Source organism: Companilactobacillus sp. FL22-1, assembly GCF_043951805.1.
In the GTDB taxonomy this organism is placed as follows: domain Bacteria; phylum Bacillota; class Bacilli; order Lactobacillales; family Lactobacillaceae; genus Companilactobacillus.
In genome coordinates this window covers 263,532-281,054 of sequence record NZ_JBINJY010000002.1, presented here as the reverse complement: position 1 = coordinate 281,054, position 17,523 = coordinate 263,532, and the positions used below count along the sequence as shown (strand labels likewise).

The following is a 17,523-nucleotide window of genomic DNA, read 5'->3' as shown; positions in this document are numbered from 1 at the left end:
GGAACTCCTTTTGTCCTCGATCAAATGAGCTTAAATCTGTTGAACAATCACGTTGAAACTAGCGGTTTAGCAAAACTATTACAAGATAACGGTGCTGGCGTGATTGCTTATGGACCATTGAGTGAAGGTTTATTATCCGACCGTTATTTGAAAGAAATTCCACAGGATTTTCATATTCATCATACTAATGCTAGTTTGTTGGACAATGGACCACTTGCCCTGGTCAAGAAATTAAATGCCTTGAACGACTTTGCCAAGAATCGTGATCAAACGCTCAGTCAAATGTCTTTGGCTTGGTTATTAAAAGACCCAGTCGTTGCCAGTGTGATTATCGGTACGACTAATAATCAGCATCTAGATGATAACTTAAAGGCTTTAGATAACTTAAAGTTTTCTGCAGATGAGATCGAACAAATAAACAAAATAATTGGATAGTTTCCCAAAATGAAAAACATCCCAGTAAAATTGACCCTCAAAGAAGATCAGTTTACTAGGATGTTTTTGTGTGGAAAAAAGTTTTTCTACAGAACAAATTTATTTATAACTTCTGCCAAAGCATCATGGTTATTATCGGCAGTAGTGATATATTTAGCGGCTTTTTTAACAGTATCAATCCCATTAGCAACGCTAACCGGTAAACCAACCACTTGTAACATGGGCAAATCATTACTATTATCACCGGCTGCAATAATTTCTTCCGGTTTAATATTCAACTTTTCACCCAATTGAATCGCTGCACTACCTTTATCGATCCCCGCTGGATTGAATTCAACGTAACGACCAGAAGAGAAAGTTGTCGCTAATTTACTAGGGTCAACTTTACTCTCGACAGCGGTACGCATTTGTTTGCGTTCTTCAATTGTTGGCAAAGCCATGATAACTTTCATAATATTTTGATCTTTAAAACGATCGAAGTCAGGTGTTTCCATTACTTCAAAGGAAACGCCTCGATTCTCTAAATAATCCGTGTCATCTTTAACTGGATGATAAATGTAGAGTTTATCTTGAGTATAGACGTGCGTATCAGCTTTTGAATTACTAGCACCTACTTCAAAAACAGCTTTTGCAGTTTCAAATGGCATAGCATTGATGATCAAGGGCTTGTTATTCTTGTTCTCCAAAACCAATCCGCCATTATAAGAAATAGAATACTCGTTGACTTGGTCTTTCAAATGCATTTTTTCTAAATCATTTTGAAAGGACGTATAGCTACGACCCGAATTGGGAACAAAATGAACTCCTTTAGCAGTGGCTGCCTGAATTGCGGCCGCATTTTTCTCTGATAGAGTTCCATCATCATTCATTAACGTTTCATCAAGATCGCAGACAATCATTTTATACATATTAATACCCTCTCAACTTTTAGGTTTACCTTAATACTCTAGCGAACTATTTCTGTAAACGCAACCATCATGACTAATAAAAAGAATTTTGTTTACCTAAGTTGTTCTAAAATGAGCAACAATATCCAACACCACAGTTTTTATCGCAAAAAATGTTCCATAATTGCTGGATTTTATATATCTAACAATTATGGAACATTTTAATGAAATAATTGACTATTTTTTATCATCGAAAGGTTTAACACTAGCGGGAACAAAGAAATCATTAATTGCTTTGATCTTATTTGGATCGACTTTGAATTCTCGGTCATAAGTTAATAATCCATTAACCTCTTGTTCAACATCACAGAGTTGGGTGTAACAAAAACCTACTAAACTTTGCGACTTAGCAATGGCCTTAATTACTCGACCGTAATCATTCAAGAAACCTTCATCTGAACTGACTGATGTATAACCCCAACCAGCATCATTAGAAGCTTTCTTATAACCAATTCCACCACATTCAGTCAAAACTATTGGTTGACCTTGATATTTGTATCCCTTAGCAAAAGTTCTCCAGCCACCAGGTGGTTGAGCTACGAGACGCTGCCAATCTGCTAATGAATCGACAAAATGAGCATATTTTTCAGGTTCATCTTTATTTCCTTGGGCATAATTATGAATGCCACAGACATCAGTAATGGTTTGTTCCCAACCATCATTTGACTCGACTAATCTGGTCGAATCAAGGGCGTGTACCAAATGATAAAGTGCTTGAGCATAATGTTGTTGTTGATGGTCAGAGTGAATTTGAGGAACTCCCCAACTTTCATTGATTGGAACCCACTCGATAATACTTGGATGGTTGAAATCACGTTGGATGATCTCTTGCCATTCGTCAGTTACTTCTTGAATAGATTTTGCAGTAAAGGCTGGTGCGGCTGCACTTTCACCCCAAACTAGGAAGCCTAATTTGTCAGCCCAATATAGAAATCTTGGGTCCTCAACCTTTTGATGTTTCCGACAACCGTTAAAGCCCATCTCCTTAGTCATTTCGATATCTTTCTTAAAGGCATCATCACTGGGAGCTGTTAATAATCCCTCCCGCCAATAGCCTTGATCAAGCACTAGTTTTTGATAAAGTGGACGATTGTTGAGATAAATTTGTCCGTCTTCAGTGTGAATCTTTCTCATCCCAAAGTAACTACTTACATGATCCAGTACTAGGTCATCAGTTGATCTCAATTCAACATCACAATCGAACAAGACTGGATGGTCTGGCGTCCAAGTCCAACCATCATTATGAAACATTGTGCGGAAAATATGATGATCAAAGAGGTTCAAGGTCATGTCAACATGGTTTGCTTCGGGTTTGACCGTAACTCGGCAAATCTCTTTTTGATCATAACGAATTGTGACATTAACTGGATTTCGATGTTGCTCCTCCAGTTCAGCCATAATTCTAATTGTTCCTTCATCTATATCAGGGATGAACTTCAAATCTTTGATTCGTTCAACATTTACTGGTTCAAGCCAAACTGGCTGCCAGATTCCCGTTGTCCCGGTGTAGAAAATCGAGAAGCTGTGTCCAACCCAGTTTTGCTTGCCACGTGGTTGTTCTTCATTAGTAGTTAAATCTTCAGCTCTGACGACTAATGAGTGGCTCCTTTCAGAATTCAAATAATTCGTAATATCAAATGAGAAACTTGTTTCACCGCCAACGTGTTGACCGACTTTTTCACCATCGACCCAAACGGTTGCAGTATAATCGACCGCACCAAAGTGTAATAATAAAGCTTGGTTTTCTTGTTTTGAATATTCGAAATCCTTTTGATACCAGACCACATCATGTGGGTCCAATTCGTTGATTCCACTCAATTTACTTTGATAAGCAAATGGTACTTCAATCTTTTGGTCAAACTCTGGATTCTGAAACCATTCTTTCGATAAACCAATATTTTTATCATCAAAAGCAAAGTTCCATGTTCCATTTAAGCTAGTCCACTCTTTACGTTGAAATTGTGGACGTGGATATTCCGTTCTTTTTGTCATCGCAAACTACTCCCTCATTTAACACTCTTGATCATCATAATAATGCCACCGCCGATGATGCAGATTACAGTTTCAATTGGGAACATTGCTTGGTATCCCCAATTTGAAATGATAATGGCCGCAATAATTGGTCCTAAAACCATCCCTGCGGTATTGGCAAGATTAATAATACCTAAATCCTTCGCAGCATTATCTTTATTTGGTAAAACTTGAATATTAAGAACTTGGTCGACGGAACTGTAACAGCCCATACCGATACCGGCAATAACACCGTAAGCAATCATTGTCCAAGGTGAACGAGACAAGAATGGAAGAAATGCACCAACACCAAGCATAATTGTCGTGATAGCAACTGGGCCTTTTACCCGATGTAATTTATCAACAATTGGTCCAACAATTGCTGGGCAAAAAATACCGGTGATCATTAAGGCCGTTGACATTAAAGTCAAAGTTCTTGCGGTCGCTGCTGCATTTAACTTCATGTAGTCCTTAAAAATATAAAGCTGATATCCGACAATAATATATTGTCCGGTTACCATCAACAATTTACCGATTAAAGCTAAATAATAATCTTTGGCGCCTTTGGTAGGAACTTTAAAATTAGCTAGAATCTCTTTCATAGAAACTTTAGTTTCTTGATCAGACTGATTACCTGGTTCTTGAGCCAACCAAGCTGAAATCAACCCGAGAGCAATTGTCCAAATGGCAAAGAAAATAATACCGGAAACAACATTGTTTAAAAATTGAGCAGCAATAACACCTGAACCATAATTACCAACTGACATACCAACAGCATAGAAGGAAGAAATTGATCCTTGCCAGCGCTTTGGTACACGATCAGAAATTTGGGCAACCATAGGTGCCACAACTCCATTAGAAGCAATTTCGAATAAGGCCCACATTACCAGCATCATCCAGATATTTCTTGAAACACCTAGTGCTACTAAAAATAAACCTGAAACAATTGAATTCCCAATGATCCAAGGAGTTCTCCGACCAAAACGGCTTCTCGTCATATCAGATAGAGCTCCAAAAACGATATTAGCAATTGCGGAAACAATCATCGCAACTGTCGAGAATAATGCTACCAATGCAACTTTATTAGTTGGATCAATCGCACCAATACGACTAGGTAATAATGTTGCAGAAAGACCAACATAAGCACCAAGCCAACCCGCAGGGCCGACTAGTAAAGCCATCCCTAGCCGAGTTGGACATTTATTTTCAGAAGAATGTTCATTAACATGACCGTGTTGTACTTCCATAATTTTTCGCCCTCCCAGACACTTAATGGTTTAGTTAACTAAATATGTTATAATATCTTTGGCCAGTTCTAAATTAACATTGAATGTAACCGATTACAACACTACTTTGACGCTTTTACTAAAAAGTCAAATATCAATGTAATCGATTACTTGATATTTGAAATAGTTAACCAAAATGGAAAGGAAAATGTTATGGATTTAGATGTTAGCAACCACGCATTGCCAGTTTATCGAGCATTAGGTTCAGAGATCCGTTTAGAAATCATTCGTAATATCGGTTCAGGTATTACCACAGCTTCTGAATTAGCTAAAAAGATGTCCTTGAGCGAGTCGGCGATCTCAAAGAATTTGGCACAATTGTTAGATGCCGGTCTCATAGTAAAAAAAGCTTCTGATGATGATCGTCAAAACAAGTTGGAATTAGCAGTTCAAGATATTAATATTCATCTACCTAGATTATTATTCCCCAAATATCAAAGATTGACCTATTCAATCCCTTTGGGTAACTACTTTGCGATTCAAAACGTCTCGGCTAGCTGTGGTCTAGCAGATGACTCTAGGGTAATTGGTAAGTTTGATGATCCCAATGCTTTTTTATTGCCTGATCGTTTTCAAGCCCAGTTACTTTGGTTTACGAAAGGAAGAATTGAGTATCAGATTCCCAATGAACTACCTCCAAATATTCAACCTAAAATGCTCGAAATATCTGCGGAAATGTCTTCCGAATTCCCTCGTTCTAATAACAATTGGCCCTCATCAATTGGATGCTATATAAATAACCAATTTTTAGGTGCCTTTACAGTACCCGGTAATTTTTCCGATGTTCGGGGCCGACTTACTCCTAGTTGGTGGGATAAAGATTATAGTCAATATGGTGTGTTAAAGCATATTCGAATCACCGATCAAAACACTGGTGTTGATGGTAAACAAATCTCTGACGTCAACTTGTCCCAACTAAAAATATCTAATCAAGCTCCATTACGTTTAGCCTTTGAGACCTTGCCACCAAGCGGATCTCCACACGGCCTGACTATTTTTGGACATCAGTTTGGTAATTACCCTCAGGACATCCAAGTGACTGTTTATTACACCGAATCAAAAAACAATTAACTGTTAAAATGTTTTCAACGAATAATCGCTGGAATCACTTCTTGTCAAAAAAAAAAGTATCTTCAGACTATTGTAAAAATCTGAAGATACTTTTTTTTAGACTAAACGGCTCAAAACGTTCAAGACACCCTCGTCGTTATTTGTATCAGTAAAGTGTTTAACATGTTGTTTGATTTTGTCTGAAGCATTGGCCATTGCATAACCATACGGCGTCAGTTGCAACATACTCAAATCATTTTCATTATCGCCAAAAGTCATAATTTCATCGTCCGCAATATTGAATTTTTCTTGTAACTTGCTCAAACCAGTAGCTTTATCAACCGAATCCTCACAGATCAACTCTGTATTATAACCAGATGTCTGACTAGATAATCCAACTGGCAAAGAACTTCTCAAGTCATTGATAGCTGCTACGATATCTACATGTGGCTGGAATGTAACGCCGATACTTGTGATTTGATCCTGCAAACTGCTCGGGGTCACTAACGGCAAGTCCTCAACTCGTTGTAAGTGATTATAGTAATGATAAGTCAAATCATAAGCAGCTTGAGAAATCGTTTGGTCAACATAAGCCGACTTCAAACCGACTACCAAATGTTCTGCAATATCAGTTGCCGCAAATTGACGATTGATAATCTTCAAGGTCGCTTTGACCGCTTCTTCTGGTATTGCTTGAATCAAAAGTGGTTGATCATTACTATAAACTGCCGCTCCATTTTGGGAAACAAAATCCATTTCTTCTTTAAATTCTTTAAACTGATCTTGCAACCGTTGGTATTGAGAGCCACTGGCCGCAACGACCCGAATATTTTTATTACGTAGTTTATTTAAAATCTCACCGAATCGTTGGTGGTTATAAGTATTTTTATCATTTAGGAACGTTCCATCCATATCAAAGGCAACTAATTTAATCGTCATCCACTTACCTCCATAAAATCATCTTTTTATCATATCACAAAAATGATTTTGAGATAATTGAATCTATTTTGCCAACATCAAACGAATTCGGTCAATTGTGTCCTTAGCTAAACCGTAAAATTTCAGATAAAGAATCTGAGCGAATTTCCACCAACCGGTAGCTAATAAGATGCTTCCGACTACATCAGATGGAAAATGAGCTCGCAGACAAACTCTTGAAATTGCCATCAATAATAACCAAAGCCACATAATGTTGGTTAAGACGAACCGATTTTCATAACCTTTAATTCTTGGTACAACGATATAAATTATGATCAATACCAAAATCGTGGTTCCAAATACATGGCCGCTTGGAAAACTAAAACCTGATTCACCGCCAATAACGTGCAATGGCCGAGGACGACGAACAATTTCTTTAAAAATTAAAGCAATCATATCGCCACCAAGAATCGTAAAGGTGATCCAAAGTGCAGTAACATCTTCTTTTTTGACCAAAAAGATAATTGCAATCAACAGACTGATTCCTACAACTACTCCGGGACTGCCAAGAACCGCCATAAACTGAAAAATCTTTGCTAAAAATGAATCAGTCATGATTGTGGTAATGTTTTGAATCATTGAATCTAAGCTAACTAACCAGTCAGCATTCAATTTCACCGCAATCAATAAAAATATAAATGCTAGACAAAAACTAAAACTTTCAATGCCACGATTTTTTCTTTTCTCAAAAATCACTTTGTTTATCCTTCTTTCTTGACCTTGTTTCGTTCATTTAAGCTGACAATGGCAACTGGTAATAAGGAAACAATTACAATTGCCACCATAATCAACTCAAAATGTTGATTAACTAAGGGAATATTGCCAAAGAAATATCCCGAAAGGACTGCGACAAGGACCCAAGAGATCCCACCTAAAAAGTTATAAGTTATGAACTTGTAATATGGCATTTCACTACCACCAGCCACAAATGGGACCAATGTTCTAACAATAGGAACAAACCTACCCAGAAAAATAGCGCTATTTCCATGCTTTTGAAAGAATGCTCGAGCTGTTTCTAAATGTTTAGGATTAATGCGTTTCATCCATTTTTCACTCGTCGTCAAATACTTTCCAAACCGTTTACCAATTTCAAAATTAGTTGAATCGCCTAAAATAGCCGCAATACTCAAAAGAATAATCAAGGCATAGACGTTCAGTCCTTGGTTAGCAATGGCTGCAATTGAACCACTCAAGAAGAGCAGTGAATCACCGGGTAGAAAAGGGAAAAAAACTAAACCTGTTTCTACAAAGATGATGATGAATAAACCCACGTATACCAATGAACCAAACTGGTTGATCAGTGCTGGCAATAAAGTTGTTAAATTAAAAATTGCGCCTAGTGTCATGGCCGTCATTGTTTTGTCCTCCTGAATTAATACAGCTAGCTTAACTATTTAGCCACAGGCCTTCCACATACAAAAAATTAAATTATTCTGAGAATTTTTCAGAAAATAAAAAAATCTTCAGTGAATCAACCATTCTTAATGGTCAAGATCACTGAAGATCCTCGTTAATTTGCAACCAAATATTTTGCTTAGTTGTTGACATAATAATCTGGTATCCATTTGTGTGTTGATGAACTAGTAATTCATCGGCCTATATTATTAACAGCCAATCATCAAAAATCAAACACAAATAATTGCATTATTAAGTTTTTTCATCGATATAACGCTACACCTAAGTTTAAAAAAATCTGTGTGAAGGTTACGGTTCTAAATTTCTCACCGCGATAATCACTATTTCAAGATTCTCCAAATATTTTTTGCAGTTTGGCCAAATAATCATTTTTAGGTATAAATATTTATAATTATCTCATTCAAAATGTCTTAACAGATTTATAATAAGGGATATTGAGAACCAAATATTCTATGTATTTACAAAGTTGGTGATTAAATTGAAAAATATTCAATCTGAAAAAGTTAATCTCGCAACTGAACCAATCAATCAGTTACTGACAGACTTTAAGACAAATGTTAACGGCTTAACCGACTCCGAGGCCAAACGGCGTCTGACTAAATATGGTCAAAATACAATTCACCGTAGCAAGCAGAAATCACAATTAATTACTTTTCTGAAAAACTTTGCCAGTCTAATGGCAATCTTGCTCTGGGTCAGTGGTTTTATTGCTATCTTTAGTGGATCACTGGAATTAGGCATTGCTATCTGGCTAGTCAATATTATCAACGGTTTGTTCAGCTATTGGCAAGAATTTAAGGCCGCCAAAGCTACCGACTCATTAATGGCAATGTTGCCTACCTATACTAAAGTTCATCGTGACGGGAAAGTCGAACAAGTCAATGCGACTGAGTTAGTCCCTGGAGACATTTTTGATTTACAAGCTGGTAATGCAGTTCCGGTTGATGCCAGACTGTTAGACGCTACTTCAGTTCAAGTTGACCAATCTGCTTTAACTGGAGAAACTGTCCCCGAATCAAAAAATGTTAAATTCGTAGCCGGTGAAGGAAAGTTTTCGGAATCGGACTTAGTGTATGCTGGAACTACGGTTGGTGCCGGAACAGCCAAGGCTGTGGCTTTGAAAACGGGGATGAATACTGAATTTGGTAAAATCGCTTCCTTGACTCAAAAACAAAATAAGGAAGCTAGCCCCCTAGAACTCGAATTAAATCGTTTAACGAAACAAATTTCCATTATTGCAATTGGCTTTGGCTTGATCTTTTTCATTGCAGCAATCCTCTTTGTTCACAACCCCATTGCCAAATCATTTATTTTTTCATTAGGTATGATCGTAGCCTTTATTCCCGAAGGTTTATTACCTACTGTCACTTTGTCATTGGCTAAAGGTGTCCAGAGAATGGCTAAGAAACATGCCCTTGTAAAAGATTTGAATAGTGTCGAAACTTTAGGTGAAACTTCAGTTATTTGTTCTGATAAAACTGGTACTTTGACTCAAAATCAAATGACCGTCAATCATATTTGGTTACCTAATGCACAATATACCGTTACTGGTCAAGGTTATGTAAACAACGGTAAAATTCAAAAGAACCAGCAAGATTTCAATTTTCAAACTGACCCTGATCTCAGTCAATTATTAAAAATAGCAACACTTAACAATGATACGACGATCGAATATGCAAAAGACACTCACAAACCCAAGATTTTAGGCACTCCGACCGAAGCAGCTTTAGTAATCGTGTCACAAAAAGCTGGCCTAAACGCTACTGAAACTGCCAAAGAGAATCCACGGGTTAAGGAATTACCTTTTGATTCAGATCGGAAATGTATGACCACGATTCATCAACAGGATGATAAGCTTTTCTTTGCTGTTAAAGGATCGCTCAGTGACCTACTGAAAAAATGCTCGAAGATCCAGATCAATGGCCAAGTTCGGTCTTTGACTGACGACGATAAAGCAAAAATCAATCAAGCTAATCGAAACTTTGCGACCCAAGGCTTGCGGTCACTGGCTTTTGCCTATCGAGTTGTAGAAGCGGACCAGTACCAAGTTGATAATCTAAAGATTGACAATACCGAAGAAAACTTGATTTTCTTAGGCCTTACTGTCATGGCTGACCCTCCTCGTCCTGAAATCTATGATGCTGTCAAAAAATGTCACAATGCTGATATTAAGATTGTGATGGTTACAGGTGACAGCGAAATCACAGCCAAATCCATTGCTGTAAAAATTGGTATTACTAGTAATCAGGCTCGAGTCGTCACGGGAGCTGAATTGGATCAGATGAATTCTGATCAGCTAAAAGAAGCTTTAAAAGGTGAAATTATTTTTGCCCGAGTTGCTCCTGAACAAAAATATAAAATCGTCTCCACTCTTCAAGATATGGGAGAAATTGTTGCTTCCACTGGTGATGGTGTCAATGACGCTCCAGCTTTGAAAAAAGCGAATATTGGTGTTGCTATGGGAGTTACCGGCACCGATGTTGCTAAAGATGCAGCTGATATGGTTTTAACCGATGACAACTTTGCTTCCATTGTGGCCGCGGTTGAAGAAGGTCGGACTGTTTATAGCAATATTCAAAAGTTCCTACTATATATCTTCAACTCTAATATGCCCGAAGCCGTCCCTTCAGCTTTGTTCTTACTCAGTCGAGGATTGATTCCTTTGCCACTGACTGTTTTACAAATTTTAACTGTCGATTTGGGAACCGATATGTTGCCAGCATTAGGATTAGGTTCCGAACAGCCTGAACCTGGTATTATGAACCAACCGCCTCGTTCACGAAATTCTCACCTCTTGAACAAGAATTTGATTATCAAGGCCTTTGCTTGGTATGGTGGCATGGCTTCTCTAGTCTCCACCTTGGCTTATTTCTTCGTCAATATCGAGAATGGTTGGCCAGCTAAGAATTTATTCTCAACCGGTATCGGCTATAATCGAGCAACAACGATGACTCTAGCAGCGATTATCTTTTGTCAGATTGCGGCTGCCATCAACTGTCGTACCAAATATACCTCGGTCTTTAAACTAGGCATCTTCAGTAACCCCAGAATCTGGGTCGGTATTATCTTTGAAATCATCTTACTAGCGGTCTTGGTTTACACTCCTAGTGTTCAATCTGTCTTCAATACAGCACCTCTGCAATTAAGAGATTGGGTCTTCTTATTCTTGATTCCTATCCCTATCTTCCTAATTGAAGAAATCAGAAAGTATTTTGTCAGACGTAATTTTACCAAACAGCAACACTCTTCTCGAACTTAAAATAATACATTTTATAAAACAGTTATTACATAAGCCAACCTTTGAAGATCTAATTTAGATTGTATTGGTAAAGACTTATTTCTAAGAAACATACTTTAATCGGTAGGTTTCTTTTTTTATACTCTTATAAGTGCCGTGAAGTGGTTGCTTATCAAACAACTTTAGGCATAAGTTTTAATTACGATCTTGATAATTTCCTTTATTGTTTGTGCTTTTCATGGTAAAAATGAACTGTCATATGATTCGGTTCCTGATAAACCTGAAGATATACTAAGGCATTAATCAAAACTAATTAGGAGATGATTGCTATGGCCATGCTTTATGGAAAAGACAGTCAAAGTGAATCAAAGTTTTTAAAACCAATTTTTGGCTCCGCAGCTGAGGACAAGGACATTCCCAAATATCAATTGAATCAAAAAGGAATCGAGCCTCGAGAAGCTTATGAATTAGTTAAAGATGAATTATTAGATGAAGGTAATTCTCGTTTGAATCTGGCAACTTTTTGTCAAACTTATATGGAACCAGAAGCCGAAAAATTAATGAGTGAAACTCTTTCCAAAAATGCCATCGACAAGTCCGAATATCCCCGGACAACTGATCTGGAAAACCGTTGTGTCAATATGATTGCCCACCTTTGGAACGCAGATCCTCAGGAAAAGTATATGGGAACGTCAACGATTGGTTCTTCTGAAGCTTGCATGCTTGGTGGAATGGCCATGAAATTTAAGTGGCGTAAGAATGCTGAAAAACAAGGTCTCGATGTCAATGCACAAAAGCCTAACCTAATCATCAGTTCCGGCTATCAAGTTTGCTGGGAAAAGTTCTGTGTTTACTGGGATATTGAAATGCGAACTGTACCGATGGACAAAGATCACATGTCAATGAACTTAGATAAAGTCATGGATTATGTGGATGATTATACGATTGGAATCGTTGGAATTTTGGGAATCACTTATACCGGCCAATATGATGATATTGAAGGACTAGATAAACTAGTTGAAGCTCACAATAAAAATAGTAAGTTTCCAATTTATATCCATGTCGACGCCGCATCGGGTGGTTTCTATGCTCCTTTCATGAATCCAGACTTTAAATGGGATTTTCGTCTCAAAAATGTTGTTTCAATCAATTCCTCCGGTCATAAATATGGTTTAGTCTACCCTGGCGTTGGTTGGATACTTTGGCGTGATAAACAGTTTTTGCCTAAAGAGCTAGTCTTTAAAGTCAGTTACTTGGGTGGAGAATTGCCAACAATGGCAATCAACTTCTCGCATAGTGCATCCCAATTGATTGGCCAATACTACAACTTCATTCGCTATGGTTACGATGGCTACAAATTGATTCATACCAGAACCCATGACGTTGCACAATATCTAGCTTCTGAGATCAACAAAACCGGACTATTCGAGATGGTCAATGACGGCGCAAAATTACCAATCATTTGTTACAAATTAAAAGACGATTCCGCACAAGAGTGGACTCTTTATGATTTGTCTGATCGTCTCTTGATGAACGGTTGGCAAGTACCTGCTTACCCACTGCCAGCCAATTTGGATAAAGAAATTGTCCAACGTCTGGTTGTGCGCTCTGATTTTGGGATGAATATGGCCTATGATTTTACTGAAGACCTTCATGCCGCAATTAAAGAATTAAAAAACTCACACATTCTATTCCACAAACCTAAAGAAATTAAAACTTATGGATTTACGCATTAAACAATTTAGAACTTTTATTTAACCAAAAAGCTGAGGAATCGATTGATACAATACTGTATCAGTCGAATCTTCAGCTTTTTTTAAAAACTATCGATATTTGATTTTATTTTTTAAATTTGTCTGATTTTTATCAATACAATAATTCTTGATACAACTTAATTAATTTACCAATATTTATATCAATTGGTCCTTTTTATCATATTAATCAAATTAATTGAATCAATTCTCTATAATTTTTTCTCAAATCTACATTATGAGGATATAAATAATAGTATTATAATAATTGTAATAGTTCTTATCTGTCGAATAAGACTTATCTATTTTAATATTGAGGGAGATTTTAAATATGTTTAAAAAGGGAAATAACATATTTAGTCTGCTAATCATAATTTTGTCTATCTTTATGACTAGTTCAGTAAATATTGTTAAAGCTACTGATGATAGTAATTCAGCCGGAACAGCTGGCAAAGATTGGGGCAGCGAATTAATTACTAAAGCGGAATTACAAAATTCCGAGGGGAAATCGCAGTCAAGTTTTGGGAAATATGAAGATATCAGAGCTTATTGGGAATTTAAAACTCCAACTTCAGGTGTGCACGCCAACGACACCATGAATGTAACTGTTCCAGAACAGTTGACAATTACTGGCGATATCACTGAGGGACAACCAATTTATGACTTAACTAATGGTAAACAAATTGGCACGGCTACCTTAAAAAAAGGTGGCGATATCGGATCTGGAACTGTAACGATAACATTTAATCAAGAAGCCGAGACTTTGTCTAAAAACGGACCCGTATCTGGATCATTCTATGTCAGCACCAATTGGAATTTGAATGAAGTTTCTACTGAAAATCCTATCCATTTAGACTGGAATATCAAAGGAACAGTGACACCAGACAATCCCGATTACAGTATGGGCACGGGAACTGATACTGGCACAGGCAATACTCCTTCCCCAACTGAAGTTTTATACAAGTACGGTAGTTACGTTGGATCCGGCGATACTATTCTCTGGACCGTCAGAGTCAACTACAAAGGTGAAACAATTGCCAACGCCTCGTACAAAGATACAATTGGACCAAACCAAGAGTTATTAACCGATCAAGATCATCCAATAAAAGTTAACTCTGCTTCAACTGACAGCAATGGTAACTTAACTAATGATACCGATAATGCATTTAAAGATTTGAAACCAGCCATTGCTGCGGACAAGTCAACTTTTACTATCAATTTTGGAAATCTTGAAAAGACAGCCATTATCACTTATTACACTAAAATCACCAATCCAGATAATAAGTCTACTTCATACGCTAACACCGGTGATTTGCTTTCTGATCACGACGAAATCCAGAACATCACTATCAATCAACCTACAACTACAATTGGAAGCGATGCTAAAAGCACTGATGAAATAACTTCTATTATGGGTCACAAAATATGGAAAGTACCCAGTGGTACTGCAATCCCCGAAAAAATCGTCGTTGATTTGAATTGTAATGGTAAAAAGAAAGATTCTCAAACTGTTACGAAAGATACCAACTGGTCATACGTTTTCTATAACTTACCTAAATATGACGAAAATGGAGACGCATATCACTATACTGTCAGTGAGGAACCAGTTGACGGTTTCATAGCAATCACTGATCCAACTAACTACGATATAAAAAATGTTTTACCGGAAATGAAGGTTAAAAAAATCTGGCACGACGGTAACAACTACAAAAACCGTCCTGGCTCAATTACCGTCGGTGTTTACGATGGAAATCACAAGTCATATGGGACAATTAGCTTAAATGACGATAATGAGTGGTCAAATTCCCTTCCAATTTCAAATGCAGATCCTTATTTATATGTATCTGAGATCGACCAACCCTATAATTACATTTCAACCCAAACCATCAATAATGGTAATGATTATGATAAGACTATAACTAACACACTAGCAGTACCATTTACTGTGACAAAAAAATGGGTTGATGACAATGCTTCTGACCGACCAGAGTCTATTCAAATTCAACTTATTCAACTTAATAAAAATAATGAACCTGTTGGTGATCCTGTTACTTTAGATAGCAATAATAAATGGACCTATACTTTTAAGGGATTGCCTCTATTCGATGCTAGCGATAATGAAATAAAATACTCCGCTAAAGAAATTTCAATGCCAAATGGTTATAAAAGTAATTCTAGTGAAGTAAATTATAATAAAGATAAAAATCTTAAATTACTTTCGTTGTCCCAAGTCATCACTAATACGCTGAACTCACCAACTACTCCGACAACCAATCAACGTTCTTTTACCGTTACCAAACGTTGGAATGACGATAACGATAAAGACAAATTACGTCCTACTAAAGTTGAAGTTCAATTAACCGCTGATGGCAAAAATAGTGGTGCTCCAGTTATTTTGAACGAACAAAATAATTGGTCGTACACGTGGGATAAACTTGACAAACAGAGCAACAATACTGATATTCAATATTCTGTTAAAGAGGTCACAGTGCCCGGTTACACTTCTAATCTCGATGTAGTTGATGGTGGCGTCCAAATTACCAATACACATACACCTGAGACAACTACTAATCCTGACGTACCGACTACACCAACCACTCCAACTACTCCAACCATTCCGTCTGTTCCAAATCAGACGGAGCATCCTGAGACTCCTCTGAATCCAACGGGATCAAATGATCAAAAAACTCCAGGTCTACCAAGCAATCCACTAATTCCAAGTACTCCTTCACAACCAAACACTCCGGTTAACTCAACAGACAAAAAGGGTTCTTTACTTCCACAAACAGGAACTAAAGAAGCTGCTGGAATATATAGCTTGCTTGGATTGTTAACACTTGGTTTTGCGCTTTACTTATTCAAAAAGAAAATTTAAAAAAACTCTATTCTAATTTTTGTGTCTAAACTTTATCGTGTTGGTAGATAATTTCTACTGGCACGATTTTTTCTCAGATGAAATGATCTTAAGTCTTTTTTGATCTTTGGAAAGCAATACGGTCGATTATTTACTTCTTACCATCAAAATAATCATTTACTAATTTAACTTTGAATTCTGAGGAGTATTTGGTTATAAAAAAATGCTCCTAAAGTTGTTAAATTATGTCTATCAACTTTAGGAGCACTTCATATATTGATTTGGGTCTTTTAGTTTGTCTTATTTTTTGTTTTAAATCTGACAATCGTTTTCTTGAATCATATTAAATAGTAATTCAATGAATGATGTTCTTCAACAATATTGATTTATAATTAATTATTTATTAGGTAAAATATTTTGTAATTTCAACCAATTTGTCATTAAGTCCCACCAAATAGCATCATTCTCACTTACTTGAGAAGCATACCCTTTATCTTGAGTAACATAAGTTGCTAAAGATAAACCATGATTACCTGAGCCAAATAAATGCAATTCACATTTAATTCCAAGTTCAATCATTCTTGAAGCATATAACAAAGAATTCTGAACAGGTACCAATTCGTCTGTTACTGTTTGCCAGATAAAAGTTGGTTTACCCATTTTTGTAAGAGTTTTTTCAGCACGCCAATATACTTGTTCCGAAGTTATTTCATTACGGGCATTATTTGTTTTAGGCCATCCTATTGTTAAGTCAACAACTGGATAACTAAGAATATTTGAAGATGGCTCTATAAGAATATTGTTTGGAAATATTTTTTCTCTTTGACTTGGATTCATCATTAAAGAATTATAATTGGCAACTACATTGCCACCAGCAGAAAACCCAATTAAAACCACCTTCTGAACATCAATATGTCGTTCATTCCTTTGCGAGTATACCCAGTTAAGTGTTGTAGCCAGTTCTTGCAGTGCTATTGGAAAAACATTTTTTTCTTCTGAAATCAATGAATAATTCAAAACAATTGCGTGCATCCCTATTGAATTAAATTTAAACGCAATAGGTTGTGATTCACGATCAGATAGAAATTTAAATGCACCACCAGGACATATAATTGCTAAGGGTCTATCAGATAATGTATTGAAATCGACTATTGGGTCTACCCAATATGGATTAATAGTAAAAGTTGTTTCTTTATATTTGAGACTTTTCTGCATCACGAGTATTTTCTTCCTTTTAATTAATATACGAAAAACCAACCTAAATTGATTTTAAGTTGGTTTTAATGTGGTTAATGAACACTTGTAATAAATGCAATCAGCGCTAATGCAATACCTGGTAAATTTGCTAAGAATATTGGCCAATCCTTATATTTTTTTAATAATGAATATAAACACCATAAAATGCAATTTCCGGCTGCAAATAGTGGTTGTATCGGATTTCCATAATTTCCAGACAGATTATTTATTATCTGTGGAACATAAGATACATACATTAGGATTGATAGAAGCATTGCAAACCTTCCAAGAAGAATGGTTCTTTTGGAATCCATACTTTAAT

Annotated in this window: 13 protein-coding genes; 5 read left to right on the top strand and 8 right to left on the bottom strand. The window is 36.7% G+C overall.

What is annotated here, in order from left to right:
• On the top strand, positions 1–435 hold a 435-nt coding region (locus tag ACG72T_RS02810; RefSeq protein WP_395264465.1), incomplete at its 5' end, for an aldo/keto reductase.
• Between the two features lie 86 nt (positions 436–521).
• On the opposite strand, the gene ACG72T_RS02805 is transcribed toward ACG72T_RS02810, so the two are convergent.
• The 3 genes from ACG72T_RS02805 to ACG72T_RS02795 all read right to left on the bottom strand — a co-directional run bounded on the left by ACG72T_RS02805 (position 522) and on the right by ACG72T_RS02795 (position 4,639).
• Complete coding sequence (locus ACG72T_RS02805; protein WP_395264464.1) at positions 522–1,343, bottom strand: Cof-type HAD-IIB family hydrolase; 822 nt, start codon at positions 1,341–1,343, stop codon at positions 522–524.
• A gap of 216 nt (positions 1,344–1,559) precedes the next feature.
• Positions 1,560–3,374, bottom strand: a complete 1,815-nt coding sequence (locus ACG72T_RS02800) for a glycoside hydrolase family 2 protein (RefSeq protein ID WP_395264463.1) — start codon at positions 3,372–3,374, stop codon at positions 1,560–1,562.
• Positions 3,375–3,388: 14 nt separating this feature from the next.
• Positions 3,389–4,639 (bottom strand): MFS transporter, encoded by a 1,251-nt coding sequence (locus ACG72T_RS02795; protein WP_395264462.1) that lies wholly within the window; start codon positions 4,637–4,639, stop codon positions 3,389–3,391.
• Positions 4,640–4,831: 192 nt separating this feature from the next.
• On the opposite strand from ACG72T_RS02795, the gene ACG72T_RS02790 reads away from it, so the two are divergent.
• Positions 4,832–5,749 (top strand): ArsR/SmtB family transcription factor, encoded by a 918-nt coding sequence (locus ACG72T_RS02790; protein WP_395264461.1) that lies wholly within the window; start codon positions 4,832–4,834, stop codon positions 5,747–5,749.
• A gap of 96 nt (positions 5,750–5,845) precedes the next feature.
• On the opposite strand, the gene ACG72T_RS02785 is transcribed toward ACG72T_RS02790, so the two are convergent.
• From ACG72T_RS02785 to ACG72T_RS02775, 3 genes are all read right to left on the bottom strand, one after another.
• A complete protein-coding gene (locus ACG72T_RS02785; protein ID WP_395264460.1) occupies positions 5,846–6,667 on the bottom strand; it encodes a Cof-type HAD-IIB family hydrolase in 822 nt (273 codons plus the stop codon).
• 63 nt (positions 6,668–6,730) lie between these two features.
• A complete protein-coding gene (locus ACG72T_RS02780) occupies positions 6,731–7,402 on the bottom strand; it encodes a phosphatase PAP2 family protein (RefSeq protein ID WP_395264459.1) in 672 nt (223 codons plus the stop codon).
• Positions 7,403–7,407: 5 nt separating this feature from the next.
• The gene (locus ACG72T_RS02775) at positions 7,408–8,061 is read right to left on the bottom strand and encodes a VTT domain-containing protein (protein WP_395264458.1); all 654 of its coding nucleotides are present in this window, start codon (positions 8,059–8,061) and stop codon (positions 7,408–7,410) included.
• Positions 8,062–8,600: 539 nt separating this feature from the next.
• Between ACG72T_RS02775 and ACG72T_RS02770 the strand changes: the two genes are divergently transcribed.
• From ACG72T_RS02770 to ACG72T_RS02760, 3 genes are all read left to right on the top strand, one after another.
• On the top strand, positions 8,601–11,381 hold the full coding sequence (locus ACG72T_RS02770; protein ID WP_395264457.1) for a cation-translocating P-type ATPase: 2,781 nt from the start codon (positions 8,601–8,603) through the stop codon (positions 11,379–11,381).
• A gap of 314 nt (positions 11,382–11,695) precedes the next feature.
• On the top strand, positions 11,696–13,096 hold the full coding sequence (locus ACG72T_RS02765; RefSeq protein WP_395264485.1) for a glutamate decarboxylase: 1,401 nt from the start codon (positions 11,696–11,698) through the stop codon (positions 13,094–13,096).
• 391 nt (positions 13,097–13,487) lie between these two features.
• Positions 13,488–15,986, top strand: coding sequence for a Cna B-type domain-containing protein (locus ACG72T_RS02760; protein ID WP_395264456.1), 2,499 nt, complete (start codon positions 13,488–13,490; stop codon positions 15,984–15,986).
• A gap of 375 nt (positions 15,987–16,361) precedes the next feature.
• On the opposite strand, the gene ACG72T_RS02755 is transcribed toward ACG72T_RS02760, so the two are convergent.
• Together ACG72T_RS02755 and ACG72T_RS02750 are read right to left on the bottom strand one after the other, a co-directional pair.
• Positions 16,362–17,180 carry an alpha/beta hydrolase gene (locus ACG72T_RS02755; protein ID WP_395264484.1) on the bottom strand — a complete coding sequence of 273 codons (819 nt, stop codon included), beginning with the start codon at positions 17,178–17,180 and terminating at the stop codon, positions 16,362–16,364.
• 74 nt (positions 17,181–17,254) lie between these two features.
• Entirely contained in the window at positions 17,255–17,515 is a 261-nt protein-coding gene (locus ACG72T_RS02750) for a SemiSWEET family transporter (protein WP_395264455.1), read from the bottom strand.
• Between the last annotated feature and the right edge of the window lie 8 nt (positions 17,516–17,523).

Coding starts and splice junctions, on each gene's coding strand:
- ACG72T_RS02755 (WP_395264484.1), bottom strand. CDS start 17,180: ATGCAGAAAAGTCTCAAATATAAAGAAACAACTTTTACTATTAATCCA.
- ACG72T_RS02765 (WP_395264485.1), top strand. CDS start 11,696: ATGCTTTATGGAAAAGACAGTCAAAGTGAATCAAAGTTTTTAAAACCA.
- ACG72T_RS02805 (WP_395264464.1), bottom strand. CDS start 1,343: ATGTATAAAATGATTGTCTGCGATCTTGATGAAACGTTAATGAATGAT.
- ACG72T_RS02790 (WP_395264461.1), top strand. CDS start 4,832: ATGGATTTAGATGTTAGCAACCACGCATTGCCAGTTTATCGAGCATTA.
- ACG72T_RS02785 (WP_395264460.1), bottom strand. CDS start 6,667: ATGACGATTAAATTAGTTGCCTTTGATATGGATGGAACGTTCCTAAAT.
- ACG72T_RS02800 (WP_395264463.1), bottom strand. CDS start 3,374: ATGACAAAAAGAACGGAATATCCACGTCCACAATTTCAACGTAAAGAG.
- ACG72T_RS02795 (WP_395264462.1), bottom strand. CDS start 4,639: ATGGAAGTACAACACGGTCATGTTAATGAACATTCTTCTGAAAATAAA.
- ACG72T_RS02775 (WP_395264458.1), bottom strand. CDS start 8,061: ATGACGGCCATGACACTAGGCGCAATTTTTAATTTAACAACTTTATTG.
- ACG72T_RS02750 (WP_395264455.1), bottom strand. CDS start 17,515: ATGGATTCCAAAAGAACCATTCTTCTTGGAAGGTTTGCAATGCTTCTA.